This window comes from Micromonospora sp. AMSO1212t (assembly GCF_008868145.1).
Classification (GTDB): domain Bacteria; phylum Actinomycetota; class Actinomycetes; order Mycobacteriales; family Micromonosporaceae; genus Micromonospora; species Micromonospora tulbaghiae.
Window position 1 is genome coordinate 1 of the sequence record NZ_WBKS01000143.1, and the last position, 14647, is coordinate 14647.

At 71.5% G+C, this 14647-nt stretch carries 17 protein-coding genes and 2 tRNA genes; 5 read left to right on the top strand and 14 right to left on the bottom strand.

Annotated elements, in window-relative coordinates; translation table 11 throughout:
- Positions 1 to 599 precede the first annotated feature (599 nt).
- Positions 600 to 821 (top strand): hypothetical protein, encoded by a 222-nt coding sequence (locus tag F8279_RS25790; RefSeq protein WP_091423357.1) that lies wholly within the window; start codon positions 600 to 602, stop codon positions 819 to 821.
- A gap of 6 nt (positions 822 to 827) precedes the next feature.
- On the opposite strand, the gene F8279_RS25795 is transcribed toward F8279_RS25790, so the two are convergent.
- Both F8279_RS25795 and F8279_RS25800 read right to left on the bottom strand, forming a co-directional pair.
- Positions 828 to 1625 carry a carbon-nitrogen hydrolase family protein gene (locus F8279_RS25795; RefSeq protein ID WP_151501313.1) on the bottom strand — a complete coding sequence of 266 codons (798 nt, stop codon included), beginning with the start codon at positions 1623 to 1625 and terminating at the stop codon, positions 828 to 830.
- A 39-nt stretch (positions 1626 to 1664) separates the two neighbouring features.
- The gene (locus F8279_RS25800) at positions 1665 to 2498 is read right to left on the bottom strand and encodes an EamA family transporter (protein WP_151501314.1); all 834 of its coding nucleotides are present in this window, start codon (positions 2496 to 2498) and stop codon (positions 1665 to 1667) included.
- Positions 2499 to 2539: 41 nt separating this feature from the next.
- Between F8279_RS25800 and F8279_RS25805 the strand changes: the two genes are divergently transcribed.
- Entirely contained in the window at positions 2540 to 3163 is a 624-nt protein-coding gene (locus F8279_RS25805; RefSeq protein ID WP_151501315.1) for a helix-turn-helix domain-containing protein, read from the top strand.
- 23 nt (positions 3164 to 3186) lie between these two features.
- Here F8279_RS25805 and clpX read toward each other — a convergent pair whose 3' ends face one another.
- The 5 genes from clpX to F8279_RS25830 all read right to left on the bottom strand — a co-directional run bounded on the left by clpX (position 3187) and on the right by F8279_RS25830 (position 7769).
- Positions 3187 to 4479: an ATP-dependent Clp protease ATP-binding subunit ClpX gene (gene clpX / locus F8279_RS25810; protein ID WP_091423211.1), complete on the bottom strand. Its 1293-nt coding sequence runs from the start codon at positions 4477 to 4479 to the stop codon at positions 3187 to 3189.
- 226 nt (positions 4480 to 4705) lie between these two features.
- A complete protein-coding gene (locus tag F8279_RS25815; RefSeq protein WP_013288034.1) occupies positions 4706 to 5368 on the bottom strand; it encodes an ATP-dependent Clp protease proteolytic subunit in 663 nt (220 codons plus the stop codon).
- A 14-nt stretch (positions 5369 to 5382) separates the two neighbouring features.
- Entirely contained in the window at positions 5383 to 6024 is a 642-nt protein-coding gene (locus tag F8279_RS25820) for an ATP-dependent Clp protease proteolytic subunit (protein ID WP_018786886.1), read from the bottom strand.
- A gap of 175 nt (positions 6025 to 6199) precedes the next feature.
- Positions 6200 to 7546, bottom strand: coding sequence for a trigger factor (tig, locus tag F8279_RS25825; protein WP_192580768.1), 1347 nt, complete (start codon positions 7544 to 7546; stop codon positions 6200 to 6202).
- A gap of 149 nt (positions 7547 to 7695) precedes the next feature.
- Positions 7696 to 7769: transfer RNA gene (locus F8279_RS25830), tRNA-Pro, on the bottom strand.
- Between the two features lie 160 nt (positions 7770 to 7929).
- On the opposite strand from F8279_RS25830, the gene F8279_RS25835 reads away from it, so the two are divergent.
- A tRNA-Gly gene (locus F8279_RS25835) sits at positions 7930 to 8003 on the top strand.
- A 121-nt stretch (positions 8004 to 8124) separates the two neighbouring features.
- On the opposite strand, the gene F8279_RS25840 is transcribed toward F8279_RS25835, so the two are convergent.
- The 6 genes from F8279_RS25840 to F8279_RS25865 all read right to left on the bottom strand — a co-directional run bounded on the left by F8279_RS25840 (position 8125) and on the right by F8279_RS25865 (position 12116).
- Positions 8125 to 8631 (bottom strand): O-acetyl-ADP-ribose deacetylase, encoded by a 507-nt coding sequence (locus tag F8279_RS25840; protein WP_091423203.1) that lies wholly within the window; start codon positions 8629 to 8631, stop codon positions 8125 to 8127.
- Positions 8632 to 8668: 37 nt separating this feature from the next.
- On the bottom strand, positions 8669 to 9256 hold the full coding sequence (locus tag F8279_RS25845) for a hypothetical protein (protein WP_091423199.1): 588 nt from the start codon (positions 9254 to 9256) through the stop codon (positions 8669 to 8671).
- 126 nt (positions 9257 to 9382) lie between these two features.
- Complete coding sequence (locus F8279_RS25850; RefSeq protein ID WP_151501317.1) at positions 9383 to 10153, bottom strand: hypothetical protein; 771 nt, start codon at positions 10151 to 10153, stop codon at positions 9383 to 9385.
- A 110-nt stretch (positions 10154 to 10263) separates the two neighbouring features.
- Complete coding sequence (locus F8279_RS25855; protein ID WP_192580769.1) at positions 10264 to 10503, bottom strand: YrhB domain-containing protein; 240 nt, start codon at positions 10501 to 10503, stop codon at positions 10264 to 10266.
- A gap of 140 nt (positions 10504 to 10643) precedes the next feature.
- On the bottom strand, positions 10644 to 11069 hold the full coding sequence (locus tag F8279_RS25860; protein WP_151501319.1) for a nucleoside deaminase: 426 nt from the start codon (positions 11067 to 11069) through the stop codon (positions 10644 to 10646).
- Positions 11070 to 11084: 15 nt separating this feature from the next.
- Positions 11085 to 12116, bottom strand: a complete 1032-nt coding sequence (locus tag F8279_RS25865; RefSeq protein WP_151501320.1) for a questin oxidase family protein — start codon at positions 12114 to 12116, stop codon at positions 11085 to 11087.
- A gap of 81 nt (positions 12117 to 12197) precedes the next feature.
- On the opposite strand from F8279_RS25865, the gene F8279_RS25870 reads away from it, so the two are divergent.
- Positions 12198 to 12713, top strand: a complete 516-nt coding sequence (locus tag F8279_RS25870; protein ID WP_151501321.1) for a hypothetical protein — start codon at positions 12198 to 12200, stop codon at positions 12711 to 12713.
- Positions 12714 to 12724: 11 nt separating this feature from the next.
- Here F8279_RS25870 and F8279_RS25875 read toward each other — a convergent pair whose 3' ends face one another.
- On the bottom strand, positions 12725 to 13372 hold the full coding sequence (locus F8279_RS25875) for an MOSC domain-containing protein (RefSeq protein ID WP_091423186.1): 648 nt from the start codon (positions 13370 to 13372) through the stop codon (positions 12725 to 12727).
- A gap of 128 nt (positions 13373 to 13500) precedes the next feature.
- Here F8279_RS25875 and F8279_RS25880 point away from each other — a divergent pair.
- Positions 13501 to 14647 (top strand): Hsp70 family protein (locus F8279_RS25880; protein ID WP_151501322.1); only part of this gene is annotated, 1147 nt, incomplete at its 3' end.

Sequence of the window (14647 nt, forward strand, 5' to 3'; positions counted from 1 at the left end):
AGGAATCCCAACCAGCAACCACTCCCAAAAGAATGGCCACCAGTCCGGGGTATAAAACAATTGGCACTGGCTTTACAAGCACCCTGTTGAGTTCTCAAAGAACAACCACACACCAACCAGAAGCCCCGCCTCAGCGGAACCCCCGTTTGGGGCAACCCCTCTAACCTACTCGGTCTTGCCTCCGTCGTCAACCTCGTGTTCGAGGTGATCAACTTGGTTCGACCAGACCCACGCTTACGCTCACCGTTTCCGGTGGTCGTTGCTCTCGTGGGTTTCGGCGGACCGGCCGGCGTCGCTCTCGCGACCACCCGCCCGGCTCCCTGCCGGCTTCCGAACTCTACCCGGTCGGCTTCGCATTCGCAACTCCGTGTCCCGGAGTGTCGAGCACCGCCCGAATCTCAGTCTGGCTCGGCGTCACCGCCACCAGCCTGGTGCCCGTTCTCGGCCGGTTTGCCCGGCCTCCCTCGTGCAGAGAGAAAGTTACGCGGACCCGCCTCGGAAGGCAAATCAATGATCGTCATTGGGGCGAGCGCGCCGGCCCGCGGAAGGCCGGTGCCGAAGGGGGACGCCAACAGCGACGCTGTGCCAGAGTGGTCGGCATGGATGATCCGTCCCCGGTCCCGGCCGTCGCCGAGGACGCTCTGCTCGGCCTCCTGCTGCCGTTCTGGCAGTTGGTGATCGGGGCCGTCGTGCTCGCCGTACTGCTGCTGTCGGTCAGACGCCTGGCCCGGCGCGGCCCCTCCCGGATGACCACCGCCCTGCTGATCACGGCAGCGGCGATCGCCGGTATCGCCGCGCTGGGCCTGCTGTTCGGTAGCTGACCGCGGTCAGAGCCGGCGGTTGGCGAGGCTGGGCAGCTCGCTGCGGATCTTCCGCAGCCGCTCCAGGTCGATCTCGGCGACGGCCAGCCCCGGACCGTCGGCGACCTGGCTCAGCACCGTCCCCCACGGGTCGACCACCATGCTGCGTCCGAAGCAGGTCCGGCCCGGGTCGTGGTCGCCTGTCTGGCCCGCCGCCGCCACGAAGCACTGGTTCTCGATCGCCCGGGCCCGCAGCAGCACCTCCCAGTGGTCCCGCCCGGTGTGCATCATGAACGCCGCCGGCACGACGAGCAGCTCGGCGCCGCCGTCGGTGGCGAGCTGCCGGTACAACTCCGGGAACCGCAGGTCGTAACAGATGGACAGGCCCACCCGGAGGCCCTCGACGTCGACCACCACCGGCTTCTCGCCGGGTGCGACGGTTGCCGACTCCAGGTAGGAGACGCGACCGGGGATCTCCACGTCGTACAGATGGATCTTCCGGTACGCGGCGGCGAGCACGCCCTCGCGGTCGAAGACCAGGGAGGTGTTCCAGGTGTGCGCCGGGTCCGGACCGGCCTCGTGGAACGAGCCGGCGATCACCCACATACCCAGCCTGCGGGCGGCCTCCGCGAAGAACCGCCCCACCGTGCCGTCGACCGGCTCGGCCGGCGGCATCCGGTCGGCGTGACCGAGGTAGTCGACGTACTCCGGAAGCAGGGCGAGATCCGCGCCGGCCGCCGCGGCCCTGACCAGCAGGGCCTCGGCGGCGGCGAGGTTCGCCGCCCGGTCGTCGCGGGCGTTGAGCTGGCAGACGGCGACGCGCATGAGGAGAGGGTACGGGCGGAAGCAGGCCTGCGACAGGGCTCAGACGCTGGAGAGGACGAGCGCTGCCGCGGCGAAGCCCAGCCCCGCGACCTGTGCCGGCCGGAGTCGTTCCCGGTCGACGGCGAGCGCGAGCAGGACCGTGCTCGCCGGGTAGAGCGAGGCGATGGCGGCCACCACGCTCAGGTGTCCCCGGCCCGCCGCGGCGAGGAAGAGCGCGTTCGCGGCGGAGTCGAGCAGGCCGGCCGCCGCGGTCCAGCCGAGGACCCGCCGCCCCAGGCACAGTCGTGCGCCGGTGCGGACGGCGAGCGCGAGGCCGAACGCGATCGAGCTGACGCGTACCGCCAGAACCGGCCACATGCCGGCGGCCTCGTCGGCCTGGCCGAGCAGCGCGAAGAAGATGCCGAAGAGCAGCCCGGCGGCCAGCGCCATGCCGAGCACACGGCCGGAGACGCGGCGCGCGGAACCGCGCTCCCCCAGGCTGACCAGGCCGATGGCGACCACGGCGAGCCCGGCGCCGCCGAGCGCGACGGCGCCCGGGGAGTGTGCGAGGACCAGACCGGCGACGATCGGCACGATCGCCGCGGTGATCGCGGTGACCGGGGCGACGACAGCCATCACGCCGGTGGCGAGCGCGCGGTAGAGCAGCATGACGCCACCCGCGCCCGCTACGCCGGCCAGCAGTCCCCACCCCAGGTCGAGCGGGCTCGGCGAGCCGGGCACCACGAGGACGAGTACGAGCAGCAGCGGGACGCTGAGGATCTGCGACACCACTGTCACGGCGATCGGGTCGGCGCGCCGGGACGCCTTGCCGCCGGCGAAGTCGGCGGTGCCGAAGGCGAGCGCGGACACGGCGGCGAGGACAATGGGTAGCACTCAGCAGTCGTACCACAATAGTGACCGTGAAGGACAGTGTGATGACCGACGCAAGCGGACGGGTCGGCGCGGTGACCTCAGCGGTCGCCCGTCAGGTACGTGAGCTACGAGCCGCGCGCGGCTGGTCGTTCGAGGAACTGGCCGGCCGGTCCGGGGTCAGCAAGGGCATGCTGGTGCAGATCGAGGGGGCCAGGACAAACCCGAGCATCGGCACGCTCTGCCGGGTCGCCGACGCGTTCGGCGTCAGCATCGCCCGGCTGCTGGAGCCGGCCGAACAGAGCACGGTACGGGTCAGCGCTGCGGACGAGGCGCCGGTGCTGTGGCGCGGCCCGCACGGTGGCCTGGCTCGTCTGCTCAGTGGGCTCGGCGAACCCGATCTGGTCGAGCTGTGGGACTGGCGGATGGAAGCCGGGGAGGCGTTGCAATCCCCCGACCACGCCCACGGCACCCGGGAGATCCTGCACGTGCTCGACGGCGCCGCCACCGTCACAGTCGACGGCGTCGACCACGAGGTACGAGCCGGCGAGACGGTCGAGTTCCACGCCGACCGGGAGCACGGCTACCGCACGGCCGGTGACGAACCGGTGCGCCTGATGATGGTGGTGGTCACCCCGTCGGGCGAGTGGGATCGGCGGACCCGCTCACGCGGACCGCGCCCGAGCTGACCCGGGCGCGGTCGCGACGGCGGTCAGGCCGACTTCTCCTCGCGGTCCCGCCGGCGCCGGCCGGTGAACTCGCGCGGCACGATCGTCGGGTTGACGTTCTCCAGGACGACCTCACGGGTGATCAGCACCCGGGCGGCGTCGGGGTTGCTCGGCACCTCGTACATCACGGAGAGGAGCACCTCTTCCATGATCGCCCGCAGGCCGCGGGCACCGGTGCCGCGGAGCATGGCCTGGTCGGCGATGGCCTCCAGCGCGGGCGGCTCGAACTCCAGCTCGACGCCGTCCAGCTCGAACAGGCGCTGGTACTGCCGGACCAGCGCGTTGCGCGGCTCGGTCAGGATCCGCACCAGGGCGCTGCGGTCGAGGCTGCGCACGTTGGTGATCACCGGCAGCCGGCCGATGAACTCGGGGATCAGCCCGAACTTCAGCATGTCCTCCGGCATGACCTGGCTGAAGATGTCGTCCGTCGACCGCTCGGAGACCGACCGGAGCCGGGCGCCGAAGCCGGTGCCGCCGGAGCCGGTGCGGGCCTCGATGATCTGGTCGAGCCCGGCGAACGCGCCACCGCAGATGAACAGCACGTTCGTGGTGTCGATCTGGATGAACTCCTGGTGCGGGTGCTTGCGCCCGCCCTGCGGCGGCACGTTGGCGACAGTGCCCTCCAGCATCTTCAGCAGCGCCTGCTGCACGCCCTCGCCGGACACGTCGCGGGTGATCGACGGGTTCTCCGACTTGCGGGCGATCTTGTCGACCTCGTCGATGTAGATGATGCCGGTCTCGGCGCGCTTGATGTCGTAGTCGGCCGCCTGGATGAGCTTCAGCAGGATGTTCTCGACGTCCTCACCGACATAGCCCGCCTCGGTGAGCGCGGTGGCGTCGGCGATGGCGAACGGGACGTTGAGCATCCGGGCGAGCGTCTGCGCCAGGTGCGTCTTGCCGCAGCCGGTCGGGCCGAGCAGCAGGATGTTGGACTTGGCCAGCTCGACGCCGTCGGTGCCTGAGCCCGGCGCGCCGGCCGCCTCGGCCTGGATCCGCTTGTAGTGGTTGTAGACCGCGACGGCGAGCGCCTTCTTGGCCTGCTCCTGACCGACGACGTAGTTGTCGAGGAACTGGCAGATCTCCATCGGCTTGGGAAGCTCTTCCCACTTCACCTCGCCGGACTCGGCCAGCTCCTCTTCGATGATCTCGTTGCAGAGATCGATGCACTCGTCGCAGATGTAGACACCTGGGCCCGCGATGAGCTTCTTGACCTGCTTCTGCGACTTGCCACAGAAGGAGCACTTGAGTAGGTCGCCGCCGTCACCGATCCGTGCCACCTACGTTCTCCCTGCACTCGTCGGCCGGAACGCCGGCCCTGACCTGCGAGCGCCGGAGCGCCCGTCCGTCCTGTCGTCCCACCATGCTGTCGGCTTCACCTGATCCGACCGCGGAGCGGTACAGACCCGACGTTACCCGGTGGCCGGGTTTTCTCCGACCCCCAAAACGGGTGTGTCAGAGGTCGACCGGGAACGATACCCCGACCGACCTCCGACCACACGTTGCTCAGCCCGCCGCGTGCGACGCCAGCAGACCCTTCTTGCGGCTGGTCAGGATCGTGTCGACCAGCCCGTACTCCTTGGACTCCTCGGCCGTCATGATCTTGTCACGGTCGATGTCCTTGCGAACCTGCTCGATCGGGCGGTTGCAGTGCCGGGAGAGCATGTCCTCCAGCTGCGTCCGCATCCGCAGGATCTCCCGCGCCTGGATCTCGATGTCCGAGCCCTGACCGTAGCCACCCTCGGTGGCCGGCTGGTGGATGATGATCCGGGAGTTGGGCAGCGCCATCCGCTTGCCCGGGGTGCCCGCGGAGAGCAACACCGCCGCCGCGCTGGCCGCCTGCCCGAGGCAGACGGTCTGGATGTCCGGGCGGACGTACTGCATGGTGTCGTAGATCGCCGTCATGGCGGTGAAGGAGCCACCGGGCGAGTTGATGTACATGATGATGTCGCGGTCCGGGTCGGTGCCCTCCAGCGTCAGCAGCTGGGCCATCACGTCGTTGGCCGACGCGTCGTCCACCTGCACGCCGAGGAAGATGATCCGGTCCTCGAAGAGCTTGTTGTACGGGTTGGACTCCTTCATCCCGTACGACGTGCGCTCGACGAACGACGGCAGGACGTAGCGGTTGTGCACGGCCGCGAACTGGGGCGGCAGGCTCAGGTCGGTCATCGTCAGCTCCTCGGTCAGCTCAGGGTCCCGGCGCCATCCGGAACCTGCGCGGCCCCGATGATCACCTTGTCGATGAAGCCGTAGTCCATGGCCTCCTGGGCGGTGAACCAGCGGTCACGGTCCGAGTCCGCCTCGATCTGCTCCTGGGACTGGCCGGTGTGGAACGCGACCCGCTCCTGGAACATCCGCTTGGTGTAGAGCATCTGCTCGGCCTGGATCGCGATGTCCGACGCGGTGCCGCCGAGACCGCCCGAGGGCTGGTGCATCATGATCCGCGCGTGCGGCAGGGCGTACCGCTTGCCCTTGGTGCCCGCGCAGAGCAGCAGCTGGCCCATGGACGCGGCCATGCCCATCGCCACGGTCGAGACGTCGTTGTCGATGTACTGCATGGTGTCGTAGATCGCCATGCCGGAGTAGACCGAGCCACCCGGCGAGTTGATCCAGAGGAAGATGTCGCGGTCCGGGTCCTCCGCCGCGAGCAGCAGGAGCTGCGCGCAGATGCGGTTGGCCACCTGGTCGTTCACCTCACTGCCCAGGAAGATGATCCGTTCCTTGAGCAACCGGTTGTAGACCGAGTCGTCGAGGTTGCCAATGGAGTCGCCACCGCGGGCCTCGTTCACCCGGAGCGACTTCTTGGGGATGTGCATGTCGGTCATGGCAGCCCTTCGCTCTCCGTACCGTCCTACCCGACACTAACCGCTCAGCCGGGAGGCGTACTCCCGGTCGGGGCACTGTTCGCTCTCAGCGCAGTCACCCGCACGGCGTACCCCGGAAAGGGTTTCGGCCGCCTCCCGGCGCGCAGCGCGGGACGGCGGCCGAAACCCCCGATGATCAGTGCTGGTGGTCGTGCTCGGCCTCGTTCTGGGCCCGCAGCGCGTCGAGCGAGACCTCGTTGCCCGCCGCGTCCTTGATCTTGATCTTCTCCATCACCGCGGCGAGCGCCTTGCCCCGGCGGACGTCGCCGAAGACGGCCGCGGCGGCGCCGGAGCGGACCAGCTGGTCGTAGTACTGCTGCGGGGCCATGCCGGCGCGCTGCGCGCGGTGCACGATCTCGTGACCGAACTCGTCGTCGGAGACCTGCACGTCCTCGGCGTCGGCCAGCGTGTCCAGCAGAAGCTGGATCTTGACGCCGTCGGTCGCCGCCTCGGTCAGCTCGGTGTCGATCTGCTCCTCGGTCTTCTCCTCCGCCGCGAGGTATTCCTCCAGGGAGGCGCCGATGCGCTCGAGCTGGTCGACCATCGCGGCCTTGCGGCTCTCGACCTCCTCCTTGACGACGCCCTCGGGCGCCGGCACCTCGGCGGCGGCCACCATCTGCTCCAGGGCCTTGTCGCGGGCGGCGTAGATCTGCTCGACCTGCTTGCCCCGGGTGACCCGCTCCCGCAGGTCGCCGCGCAGCTCGTCGATGGTGTCGAACTCGCTGGCCATCTGCGCGAAGTCGTCGTTGAGCTCGGGGAGCTCCTTCTCCTTGACCGTGCGGACGGTCACCGCCACGTCGGCGTCACGGCCGGCGTAGTCGCCGCCGACGAGCTGCGTGGTGAAGGTGGTGCTGTCGCCGGCGGCCAGGCCGACCAGCGCCTCGTCCAGACCCGGCAGGAGCTGCTTGCTGCCCACCTCGTGCGAGATGTTGCTCGCCGAACCGCCCGGGACCTCCTCGCCGTCGACCGTGGCGTTCAGGTCGATCTGCACGAAGTCGCCCTCCTGGGCGGCCCGCTCGACGGTCTTCAGCGTGGCGAACCGCTCGCGCAGGCTGTTGATCTGCTCGTCGATCTCGCTGTCGGCGATCTCGATCTCGTCGACGGTCACCTCGATGGTGGCCGGGTCCGGCAGGATGATCTCCGGCCGGACGTCCACCTCGGCGGTGAAGTTGAGCGAGTCGCCGTCGGCGAACTCGGTGATCTCGACCTCGGGACGGCCGAGCGTCTTCAGGTCGTGCTCCCGGACCGCGGCGAGGATGTTCTGCGGGATCGCCTCCTGCACCGCCTCGTTGAGCACGGTGCCCCGGCCGACCCGCTGGTCGATGACGGCAGCGGGGATCTTGCCCCGGCGGAAGCCGGGAACCTGGACCTGCTGGCCGATCTCCCGGTACGCCTTCTTGAGGCTCGGCTCGAGCTCGACGAACGGCACCTCGATGGCGAGCCGCACGCGCGTCGGGCTCAGAGTCTCGACGGTGCTCTTCACAGGCGTACTCCTTGACGGATCTGGGTGTTGGTTCTGGGGCGTGATTGCGCGCATCGAGTGTAGGCGAGCCGGCCGACGGCATCGGCAGGGCCCGGGCACCGCGCGGAAAAAACCGGCGGTTCCCGGGACGATCCGGTCGCGAACGACAGTCGGGGTGGCGGGATTTGAACCCACGGCCCCTCGCTCCCAAAGCGAGTGCGCTACCAAGCTGCGCCACACCCCGGTGGCGACGAAGAGTGTATGCCGTCCCGCCACCCGCGCGGGTGACCGGGGCGCGGCGTGCGCGGTATGGCGGCGTTCGGGGGCGCGGCCGGGGTACACGCTGCGCGGCCTCCGCCACGATTGGGTACGCTGTCGGCGCACCCCGCGGTGGTGGGGTGCTCGCGGGCGTAGCTCAATGGTAGAGCTTCAGTCTTCCAAACTGACTACGCGGGTTCGATTCCCGTCGCCCGCTCCACGACCTCCGGCCCCGGTCAGAGGATGCATCCCCCGAGCCTGAGCCGGTCGGCGACTCCCCCGCTCGGGTCATCCGCGGCCGTCAGCTGCTCTGGCCGTCGGCGAGGATCCGCCTCACGAACTCAACGGCCGGACCGCTGGAGCGCCGAAGCCAGCAGTTCGTACGTGGCCTGGTCGAAGGCGACCAGGCGGACGTGCTCGACGTTCGTCGGTGTCGCTCTGATGGTCGAGATTGCGATCTCCGCTGCCTGGTCGCCCGGAAACCCGTAGACACCAGTAGCGATGGCGGGGAAGGCGACGCGGCGAGCGGCGAGCTCATCGGCAATCTCAAGGCTGCGCCGGTAGCACGACGCCAGGACGTCGGCCTCACCGTAGCCGCCGCCTTCCCACACCGGGCCGACGGTGTGAATGACATGGCGTACCGGTGGGTCCAGATCGAACGCCGGCGTGGCGACCGCCTCGCCCGGATCGCACGGTGCCAGCGCGGCACCCGCCCGGGCCAGCCGCGGTCCGGCTGCACGATGGATCGCCCCGTCCACACCGCCGCCACCCAGCAGCGACTCATTCGCAGCGGTAACGACGGCATCGACGTCCTCTCGGGTGATGTCACCGAGGACAACTTCGATCACAGGCACGGATCGATGATGCCACCAGAGCACCTCTTTTCTAGTTCCCGGGCCGCTTCCGGTCTTCGCCGGGAACGTAGCCGCGCGGCGAATGGACGAACAAGCGGAAACCCATCGGCACCCGCTGGTGGCGAGGCAGGCCGAGCACGTCGTAGCCGATCGCGAGGTCGTCGAAGACGAGTCCTCCCCCGGGCGCCTGCTCGACGTCCGGAATCGTGATCGTCACGAAGACCGGCAGTTCCCTTCCCGGTCCTACTTCGGCCGACCGGAGGGGTGACGCCGTAGCCGGGTCGAACACGAGAGCAGCGGGCTCGCCGACAGGACTGCCCGCTGTCAGTCGAGCGACCTTGAACACGTGCCGGTCGGCAGGACCGTCGTCGACCGCGACCCCCGTGATCGTGACGGGCCACGGCCCGGGATTGCGGATGGACACACCGAAGGTGATCTGCCCGCCGGGGCTGAAGGCGAAGCGCACTTCGGTCGTCGACCCTTCCGTGCGAGACGCCGCGTCGGCGCCGTGCCACCACGAGCTGCCGTGGTCAAGGCGGTGACCCAGGGTGCTCACCAGATAGCCGGTGCACAGCATGACAGCCAGCGCGGCGGCCAGGAACCGACGGCGGCGCTTCATAGGAGCCCCATGCGCGTCCAGCGGGCGGGCGACGTAGTGCTGTCCCGGCCGGTGTTCGCGGTCGTCCGCGGGCGTGCGAACACCCTCTGCAACTGCGTGCCGTACGACGAGTCGGGCATCCACTGATCAGCCCGCATGACCAGTAGCGACCGGATCGGTGACGGGCACTGCCGGATCCCGTCGCTTCGCAAGGACGATCACGCCGATCAGAAGGAGCACGAGCCAGAGCGGCACCAGCACGGGAGCGAGCCCCCGCCAGACGGGCCACACCGGCTCGGCGAGCCGATTCGCGGCCAGATCCGTCCAGGTGAGGGCGGCCCCCGGGAACAGGGCGACGGTCACCAGGGTGCCGACCAGCAGGGGTACGGGCCGACGACTCCGCGCCACCACCCGGAACAGCACCGCACCGGCGACGGCGCCGAGCAGGGTGCCGGTGATCGTGGCGGCGCGGAATCCTCCGGGGGCGGACTGCGTGATGCTCAGCCTCGACCCGTGCGCCGGATGGGTGAGCGTGACCGTCATCCCGTCTCGCTCGGCCCGCCAGCCGTCGCACGAGGCGCCCGGCACCCGACGGATTTCCCGCCATCCGCGCGTCTCGGCGGCCCGCCGCATCAGCTCGGACAGCGCGCAGTCGACGCCGTCGCCGTACTGGAACTCGATCCGGCTCCCGCCGACGTCGTCGGCGGCCAGCCAGACGCCGCACCGGTAGCCCTGCACTGTCGTCGCGCCGCTCGGCTCGACACCGGGAAGCAGTTCGCCGGGCGCGCTCCGAATTGCCTCGGCGCTCAGCGGCTCGGCGCCCCGGCCGCCGTACCAGGACCCGAGGGCCAGGCCGGCCGTACCGAACAGCAGCGCGCCGAGCAGCGCCATCGCGACGTACCCCGGCCGACGCCCCACCGGCCCACCCCCTGTCGCCGTGCGGCACAGCGTAGGCGTCGCGCACCGTCCGCGGTGCCCCGCGTGACGACGGTGCCGGCACCCGGTGCGTGGGCAGGCGATCTCCGCGTTCAGGCAGAGAAGCGGGCTTCGCCCGTTCGCTTGTCCACCGCGACCGGAGAGTTGCCGGCCATCGCCTCGCGCCAGTCGCCGGATTCGAGGTACGCCTTCCCGTCGTAGGGGAACACGTACACGTCGTCGAGTTCCTTCACGGCGTCGTCCATGATGACGACCGGATGGGGGAAGCGGTATCGGATCTCGGTGTCCAGGAACTCTTCGGCGATCTGCCGCGCCGATTCCGGTGCGATCACGGTTTCACCATCTCCACATCTCGGCCCAGCCGCTTCCTCGCAGCAGAGGCGGCCACCGTACGGCGATGTAGCGACGCCGGAGGCCACCGCGCCGCTCGACCCGGTGCTCCGCCGTGGCGCGTCCACCGTCGCCCGGGTGCCTAGTAGTGGTCCTCGATCGGCCGGCGTGCCTCGTCGAACAGCGCCGGCCCGTCGTACCGCACCGGGCGCGGCGCGGGCGTGGCCGGTTTGACCTGCTCGAACTGCTCGGTGGACAGCGCGTACACGACCCGGCCGAGGCCTGATGCGTTGATCGCCACGGTGCACATCGGGCAGGGCTGGCAACTGGTGTACATGGTGGTGGCGACCGCGGCCTCGGGGGCGAGCTGCCGGGCGGCCCAGCGGGCCAGTTTCAGCTCCGGGTGGGCGGTGACGTCCCGGTCGGAGACCACCGTGTTGTGGTCCTCGATCAGGACCGTGCCGTCCGCGCCGACGAGCAGCGACGCGAACGGCCGTTCGCCGGACGCGCCGGCCCGGTCGGCGAGTTCCACGGCGCGGCGCAGGAATGCTTCGTCGGCGGGTGTCATCGGCCCTCCACGTGTTCAGTCCGCGGCGATCTGCTCGACGGATCGGGTGGCGACGGCGAGCAGGGCCGGGTCGCCGCTGCGGGCGTACGCATCGCTCAGGGTGTCGATGAATTTGATCGCGTGCGCGTCCCCGGTGTCCAGCGCCCGCGCCATCACCTCGTCGAGTTCCGGCCCGGCGGCCGGCGGCCGGGAACGGGCCTCGGCCGGGGTGTAGGCGGCGGTGACGGCGGCGGTCGCCGCCCAGGCGGCGGCCAGGCTCGGCTGCCACAGCGCCGGCGGCAGGGCCGGCAGAGTGCGCAGCACGGCGTTCGGCGCGGTGGCTGCGTGCACGAGCATCACGGGACTGGCGTACCCGTGCGTGCCGTGCCGGACCACCGCGGCGTCGACGACAGCGGCGAGCCGGGTGGGCACGTCGGCGGCGGCGTCGCCGGGCACGGCCGCCGCGACGGCCGGCCACCGGTCCAGGTCGGCCAGCTGCGCCAGGCGCGACCGGATGCCGAACCGCTGGTCGGGTACGCGGGGAACCGCGTCGAGCGCGGACCGGGCGTCGGTTCCGGGGTACGGCCCGGCGCCGGGCGGTGCGAGCGGCTGCCAGCGGGCGGCCCAGTACGCGAGCCCCTGGCCGAGTTCGGTCACGCGCGGTGCGGTCTCGGCGTCGAGCAGCGCGCGCACGGCGTGGCCGACGCGGATGACGCCGTGGGTGGCGCCGGCGGCGATGCCCGGCAGCAGTCGTGGCCACCACCGGGCCAGCACGTCGCGCCACGGGTCGCCGGCCAGCTCGCGGTCGAAGAGGTCGAGCCAGTCGCCGGTACGCACCGGGTCGCCGAGCGGGTCGCGCCACTCGTCGGCGGCGATGCGCCGGATGCCGCGCGGGCGTTCCTCCAGCCGGTCGGCGTACGCGTCGATCCAGCGGTGCACTGCTCGCTCGTGCCCGTGGCGCACCAGGGCCTCCGCCGCCATCGGCACGTGGTTGGACAGCCACCCGTCGCGCTCAGGACCGGTGTGGCGTACGCGCTCGTACGCCTCCTCGAGTACGGAGTTCAGCACGTCCGCAAGCGTCCGACCTGAAGTCCGGTCGACGTCAAGCGGGCGCGGAACCGACTGGTGTCCGGCGGCGTCGAAGCGGCCATGAGACTTCGTGCCCTGCTCGTCGTCGCCCTGGCCGCGCTCGGCCTGGTCGTGGTCATGTCACCCGCCGAACCCGCGTGGGCCTGCTCGTGCGCCCTGTCCACGGCCGAGCGGGACGAGCGGGCGGACAGCATCGTCGTCGGCAGCGTCTCGGAGGTGACCGACCGCGGGGTCCGGATCACCGTCGAGTCGGTCGAGAAGGGCGGCGCCGGGGTCGGGGACACGCTCGGCCTGAAGGTGTCGCGCAGCGAGGAGGGTTGCGGCTACGGCTTCCGCGTCGGCGCGCGGTACCGGGTGAACTCGTCCGCCGGTGCCACCGGGCTGTGCGCCGGGATCCGCGAGATCTCGGCCCCGGCGCTCGCCGCCACCCCGTCCGCCGTCTCGGCGGAGCGGACGCAGGTCGCGGCACGGCACGTTCCCGGCCCCTGGTGGATCGTCGGCGGCGCGACAGTGACGGTACTCGCCGCCGGGCTGGTGGTGGCGGCCCGGCGGCGGGCCGGAGGCGGACACCCCTGACCGTCCGCCGGTCAGGCCAGGCGGCGGCGGAGCTGCGCCATGTCCTCCGCGGGCAGCGCGTCAGCGACCAGCAGCCGGGGCAGCAGCTCCGGCTCCAGCATCGTGGCCCGGAACACCAGCGCCACAGTCACGTCGTGGTCGGGCCGGTGCACGACCTCGACCGGGTCCCCGGCGCCGACGCTGCCCGGCGTGATCACCCGCAGGTACGCCCCGGGCCGTACCTCCTGGGTGAACCGCTTGATCCAGCCGCGTTCGCCCAGCCACCCCTGGAACGTGCCGCAGGGGATGCGCGGGCAGGAGACCTCCAGCACCAGGTCCGGCCCGATCCGCCACCGCTCGCCGATCCGCGCGCCGTTGACGTCCAGCCCGGTGGTGGTCAGGTTCTCCCCGAAGCTGCCGTCGGCGAGCGGGCGGCCCAGCTCGGCCTCCCAGTGGTCGAGGTCCTCCCGCGCGTACGCGTAGACCGCCTGGTCGGTGCCGCCGTGGTGGGCGACGTCGTAGACCCGGTCACCGGCGAGCCCGACGTCGCCGGTGCCCTTGGGGCCGGGCGCGGTGACGGCGACGCGACCGTCCACGGGCCGCTTGTCGATGCCGGTGGCCCCGATCCCCTTCCACGGGTTCGGTTGCGGTCGGCCCACGTTGACGGAGATCACCTTCATGACGGTGACGGTATGCGGCCGGGGGTCGTACCGGCCAGTCCATTCCCGGGCCGGGTGGGCGGCGCGGCGGCGCGGCCTGCGTACGATGCGGGCCGGACATCCTCGTCGGGTGGTGGAGGTAGCCGCGGATGGCAGGCCAGCAGGACGGTTTCGCCCTCGGCGTGGACCTCGGCACCTCGAACACCGTGGCGGTGCTGCGCTGGCCGGACGGGCGGACCCGGCCGGTGCTCGTCGACGGCCACCCGATCCTGCCGTCCGGCGTCCACGCCGACGCGAACGGTCACCTGCACGTCGGGCGGGACGCGCAGCGCCTGGCCCAGGCCGACCCGGCCGGCTACGAGCCGAACCCGAAGCGCCGGGTCGACGAGGAGACGGTGGAGCTGGGCGGGCGGGCGTACCGGCCGGCGGAGCTGCTGGCCGCGACGCTGCGCGCGGTCGCGGACGCGGCGGTGGCGGCGGTCGGGATGCTGCCCCCGGCGGTGGTCACCCACCCGGCGGCCTGGACGCCGGCCCGCCGTCAGGTGCTGCACGACGCGCTGGAACTCGCCGGCTGGCCGGCGGCGGCCGAGCACACGCTGGCCGGGCCGATCGCGCCGGGCACCCGCCTGCTGCGCGAGCCGGTGGCCGCCGCGCGCTACTTCACGCAGGTGCTGCGCCGGCCGGTGCCGGTGGGCGGTGCGGTGGCGGTGTTCGACTTCGGCGGCGGCACGCTCGACGTGGCGGTGCTGCGCAACGAGGGCGCCGACCCGTGGGGCGACTCCGGTTTCCAGCTGGTCGCCACCGGCGGGATCCCCGACCTCGGCGGTCTCGACCTGGACGCGGCCCTGCTCGGACGGCTCGGCGAGCTGGTCGGCCCGGTCCACCCGCGCGAGTGGGCCCGGCTGACCGACCCGGCGGGCACCGCCGAGCGGCGGGACCGCCAGCAGCTCTGGGACAACGTGCGCGGCGCCAAGGAGATGCTGTCCCGGGCCATGGTGGCGCCGGTCGCCGTACCGGGGGTGGAGGCGGCGGTCCCGCTGTCCCGGGAGGACTTCGAACGCCTGGCCGCGCCGCTGCTGGCCCGGGCGGTGACGGAGACCCGGGAGGTGACCGCCGCCGCCGGGCTGCGCCCCGAGCAACTGTCCGGCCTGTTCCTGGTCGGCGGGTCGACGCGGGTGCCGCTCGTGGCCCGGCTGCTGCACGCCGAGCTGGGCATCGCGCCGACGGTGCTGGAACAGCCGGAGATGCCCGTCGCCGAGGGCGCGCTCACCGACCTGCCGCTGCCCCGGCGGTCCG